This window comes from Pseudoxanthomonas sp. LjRoot204_2 (genome assembly GCF_056175765.1).
Genome location: NZ_JBGFFG010000270.1, coordinates 1 through 4685 on the forward strand (window position 1 = coordinate 1; position 4685 = coordinate 4685).

Genomic DNA, 4685 nt, shown 5'->3' on the forward strand with positions numbered 1-4685 from the left:
TGACAAACAGGTTTTGCTGGTGCAGCACCTTGTTGTGCTTGAGGTTGTGCAGCAGCGCGTGCGGCACCACGCCCTTGTCGGCGGTCAGGAAGATGGCCGTGCCGGGGACGCGCACCGGCGGCGCCAGCATCAGGCCCGGCAGGAAGGTATCCAGCCGGATGCCTTCCTTCTGCACCTCGCCATGCAGCAGCTCGCGGCCGCGGCGCCAGGTGCGCATCATCGTGAAGGCGGTGATGCCGATGAACAGCGGCACCCAGGCGCCGATGCCGGTGACCAGCTTGGCGCCGTTGGCGAACAGGAAGGCCAGGTCGATCACCAGGAAGACGCCGCACAACGGCAGTACCCAGCGGCGCGAATCCGGCCAGCGCGTGTACGCCACGATGGCCAGCAGCAAGGTATCGATCAGCATGGTACCGGTGACCGACAGGCCATACGCCGTGGCCAGCGCCCCCGAGCTCTGGAAGCTCAGCACCAGCACGATCACCGCCAGGTACAGCATCAGGTTGACCGACGGCACGTAGATCTGGCCGATGGTGTCCTTCGAGGTGTACTTGATGTGCAGGCGCGGCAGGTAGCCCAGCTGGATGGCCTGGCGCGTCACCGAGAACGCGCCGGTGATGACCGCCTGCGAAGCCACCGCGGCCGCCGTCGTCGCCAGCACCAGCATCGGGATCTGCGCCCAGTCCGGGATCGACATGTAGAACGGATTCGCGACCGCTTCGGGATGGCGCAGCAGCACCGCGCCCTGGCCGTAGTAGTTCAGCACCAGCGCCGGCAGCACGAAGCCGAACCAGCCCCAGCGGATGGGCCGTTTGCCGAAGTGGCCCATGTCGGCGTACAGCGCCTCACCGCCGGTCACGGTCAGCACCACGGCGCCGAGGATCAGCACGGCGTGCCAGTCGTGGGTCACGAAGAAATGCCACGCCCAGTACGGGTTGAGCGCCGCCAGCACCGAGGGATTGTGTGCGATGTTGTAGATGCCGAAGCCGGCCAGCACGATGAACCAGGTGATCATCACCGGACCGAAGGCCCTGCCGACTTTCGCCGTGCCGAAACGCTGCATGGCGAACAGGCCGGTCAGGATGACCAGGCTGATCGGCACCACCCACTGCTTGAAGACGGGCGACACGACTTCCAGGCCCTCCACCGCACCCAGCACGGTGATCGGCGGGGTGATCATGCCGTCGCCGAAGAACAGCGCCGCGCCGAAGATGCCGAGGATGCCGACTGTGTAGCTCATGCGCGAGCCCTTGGCCAGGCTGCGCTGCGCCAGCGCCGTCAGCGCCATGATGCCGCCCTCGCCTTCGTTGTCGGCGCGCATGATCACGATGACGTACTTCAGCGTCACCACCAGCAGCAGCGACCAGAAGCCCAGCGACAACAGGCCGCGCACCGTGTCAGGATCGGGCGTCAGGCCGAAGTGCGGGTGGAACATCTCCTTGATGGTGTACAGCGGGCTGGTGCCGATGTCGCCGAACACCACGCCGACCGCGCCGGCCACCAGCGCGACCATGCCTGCCTTGGAATGACCGTGCTGGCCRGTGTCGCCGGGCGCGGCGTGGGAAGAATGTGGGGTGGACATGGCGGCCGGCAGGGTAGCGCTGTGGAAGTGAAGGGATGCTCTAACGCAGCGCTCAGCGCAGCGCGGCCTGCAGGGCCTTGCGGATGATCATGGCGGCATCGTCGCCGGGCGCGGCGGCATCACGCGCCATGCGGGTGGCCTCGGCGGGCTTGTAGCCGAGCTGCTGCAGGGCGATGGTGGCTTCGGACTGCGGATCCGCCGGCAGCGCGGTGATGCCGCCCACGCCGGTACCCATCAGGTCGGCCGCGCGGTCGCGCAGTTCCACCACCATGCGCTCGGCGGTCTTCTTGCCGATGCCGGGGATGCGCGTCAGCGCCGTGACATCGCCGGCCTGCACCATGCGCGCGAACTCGTCCACGCTGGCGCCGGACAGCACCGCCAGCGCGATCTTCGCGCCGATGCCGCTGACCTTCTGCACGTCGCGGAACAGCCGGCGCTCGCCCTCGCGCAGGAAGCCGTACAGCGACACGCTGTCCTCCTTCTGCGCATGGTGGGTGAACAGCAGCACTTCGCGACCCACGTCCGGCAGGTCGTAGAACGTGCTCATCGGCGCCTCGAGCTCATAGCCCACGCCGCCCACGTCGATCACCAGCCAGGGCGGGGACTTGTACGCCAGGATGCCGCGAAGACGTCCGATCATTTCCTGCTCCATGCCAGTTGCGAACTCACGCCCAGCCGTTTTGCGGTGGCGCGCACGTGTGCGTGGGTGATGGCGACGGCCAGCGCATCGGCCGCATCGGCCTGCAGCTTGCCGTGCAGGTTGAGCATGATGCCGACCATGTGCTGGATCTGGGTCTTTTCTGCGCTGCCACGGCCGACGACGGCCAGCTTCACTTCCTTGGCGGCGTACTCGTGCACCGGCAGGTCGCGCAGGACGACGGCACTGATGGCGGCGCCCCGCGCCTGCCCCAGTTTCAGCGCCGAATCCGGATTGCGCGCCATGAAGACTTTCTCGATGGCCACTTCGTCCGGTTGCCACGCGGCGATGATGGCGGTCAGCCCATCCAGCAGCACGCGCAGGCGCTGCGGGAAATCCTCGGCGCCCAGCAGCACCAGCGGTGCATGGTGGACGTGGCTCACCTTGCCCGTGGCATCGACATCGATGATGCCGATGCCGGTGCGCTGGGAACCGGGGTCGATGCCGAGGATGCGGGTCACGGGATCGGCTTACGCGTACGCGTCGGCGCCCAGGTCGGCGTTGGAGTAGACGTCCTGCACATCGTCGAGGTCTTCCAGCATGTCCAGCAGCTTCTTCACCTGCAGGGCGGTCTCGCCTTCCACGCGGATGTYGTTGTCGGCACGGTAGGTTATCTCGGCGTGGCCCGGCGCCAGGCCGGCGGCCGTCATCGCCTCCTTGACGGCCTGGAAAGCATCCGGCGCGGTGACCACGTCGATCGAGCCGTCGTCGGGATAGATCACGATGTCATCGGCGCCCGCCTCGATGGCCGCTTCGGTGATCTTCTCCTCGTCGGCCCCCGGTGCGTAGCTCAGCACGCCGAGGCGCTTGAACATGAAGGCGACCGAGCCTTCCGTTCCCATGTTGCCGCCGTGCTTGCCGAACGCATGGCGCACTTCGGCCACGGTGCGCACGCGGTTGTCGGTCAGGCAGTCGACGATCACCGCGACGCCGCCCGGCGCGTAGCCTTCGTAGCGGATCTCTTCGAACACCACGCCTTCCAGTTCACCGGTCGCCTTCTTGATGGCGCGCTCGATGACGTCCTTCGACATGTTGGCCGACAGGCCCTTGTCCACGGCCGCACGCAGGCGCGGGTTGTTGGCGGGTTCGCCGCCGCCGGCGCGGGCCGCCACGCCGATCTCGCGGATGATCTTGGTGAAGATCTTGCCCCGTTTGGCATCGGTGGCGTTCTTGCGGGCTTCGATCGACGGGCCTCTGCCCATGGTGACTTCCGGAGTGCACTGACAAGGGCGCGGATTATACGCGCCCGCCTGCGCAGGTCAGTCCTGTCCGTCGAAGCGGCCGTTGCGAAGGAAGCAGGCCGCCTGGTGGGCGGCATCGGCGGAGAACACCAGACCGGTGTGGCTGGCAGGCACCACGCAGTGCGCCGCCAGGCCGGGCAGCCGGGTCTCTTCCAGTCCGACCGTGCCGTCCGACGCGCCGTCGAACCGGGTGATCAGGCGCCCGATGCCGCGCGCGACGTTCCCCGCCACCATCGCCACCGGTACGTGCCCGTCCCATGGCACGCAGCCCGTCTGCAGCAGCGCGCCGCTGCGGCCGAGCACGGGCGCCGTCCAGACGTGCCGACCCAGACGGCGGGCGGCGCCGCTGCCGCACAGCGGCGACCCCAGGCAGACCATCCGCCGCACGGGCAAGCCGGGCGCGCGACGCAGTGCCTCCAGTCCTATCAGGCCGCCCAGGCTGTGCCCGACCAGATGCACCGGCGGCGAGGCCTGCAGCCGCTCGATCAGGGCGGCGATCGCCGGATCCGGGCCGCCCAGGATGCTGGGATAGCCGAACACTTCGACCTCGAAGCCTTCGCGGCGCAATCGCCGTGCGAGGGGAGCGAGCCAGGATTTCGCATTCCAGATGCCGTGCACCAGCAGCACGCGGGTGGTGTCGTCTCTCGCATCATTCATGCGCGGCCGTATGGGCGACAGCGCGGGTTCGTGGCCCACCGCGTCAGTGCGTTGCATGCAGGCGCTTCCATTCGCGCGGCGACATGCCGCTGTGCGCCTTGAACGCACGCGACAGCGCCGCCTCGCTGCCGTAGCCCACGTCCGAGGCCACCACCTTGAGTGGCCTGCCCTGCCGCAGCGCCTGTTGTGCGAGGCCCACCCGCCAGCCCTGCAGGTACTGGCCCGGCGTGGTGCCCAGCGCCTCGCGGAAATGCGTCGCGAACACGCTGCGCGACATGCCGGCCACGCCCGCCAGGTCGTCCAGCGTCCAGTCCTTCGACGGCGCCTCGTGCATGGCGACGAGGGCGTGACGCAGGCGCGGGTGCGACAGGCCGGCCAACATCCCGCCCTTCACCTCGCCGGTCTCCATCAGTTGCCGCAGCACCTGGATCATGACCACCTCGAACAGCCGGTTGACCAGCGCGGTGCGGCCGCAGCGCTGGGTGAAGGCCTCCTCGAACAGCAACGC

6 protein-coding genes are annotated in these 4685 nt (G+C 68.4%); all 6 read right to left on the reverse strand.

What is annotated here, in order from left to right; all coding sequences use genetic code 11:
• The coding region (locus AC04L7_RS12695; protein WP_475513126.1) for a potassium transporter Kup at window positions 1–1582 on the reverse strand (1582 nt) is incomplete at its 3' end.
• A gap of 52 nt (window positions 1583–1634) precedes the next feature.
• Window positions 1635–2222 (reverse strand): Holliday junction branch migration protein RuvA, encoded by a 588-nt coding sequence (gene ruvA / locus AC04L7_RS12700; protein ID WP_296279773.1) that lies wholly within the window; start codon window positions 2220–2222, stop codon window positions 1635–1637.
• Window positions 2219–2740 carry a crossover junction endodeoxyribonuclease RuvC gene (gene ruvC, locus AC04L7_RS12705; RefSeq protein WP_299340753.1) on the reverse strand — a complete coding sequence of 174 codons (522 nt, stop codon included), beginning with the start codon at window positions 2738–2740 and terminating at the stop codon, window positions 2219–2221. The genes ruvA and ruvC overlap by 4 nt, the downstream gene beginning before the upstream one ends.
• Before the next feature lie 9 nt (window positions 2741–2749).
• Window positions 2750–3481 (reverse strand): YebC/PmpR family DNA-binding transcriptional regulator, encoded by a 732-nt coding sequence (locus AC04L7_RS12710; protein ID WP_475513127.1) that lies wholly within the window; start codon window positions 3479–3481, stop codon window positions 2750–2752.
• 57 nt (window positions 3482–3538) lie between these two features.
• Window positions 3539–4177, reverse strand: a complete 639-nt coding sequence (locus AC04L7_RS12715) for an esterase/lipase family protein (RefSeq protein ID WP_436000959.1) — start codon at window positions 4175–4177, stop codon at window positions 3539–3541.
• A 43-nt stretch (window positions 4178–4220) separates the two neighbouring features.
• On the reverse strand, window positions 4221–4685 hold a 465-nt coding region (locus tag AC04L7_RS12720; protein WP_475513128.1), incomplete at its 5' end, for a helix-turn-helix domain-containing protein.

Excerpts from the sequence above, each read along its gene's own strand:
- ruvA (WP_296279773.1), bottom strand. The coding sequence starts at position 2,222 with ATGATCGGACGTCTTCGCGGCATCCTGGCGTACAAGTCCCCGCCCTGG.
- AC04L7_RS12715 (WP_436000959.1), bottom strand. The coding sequence starts at position 4,177 with ATGAATGATGCGAGAGACGACACCACCCGCGTGCTGCTGGTGCACGGC.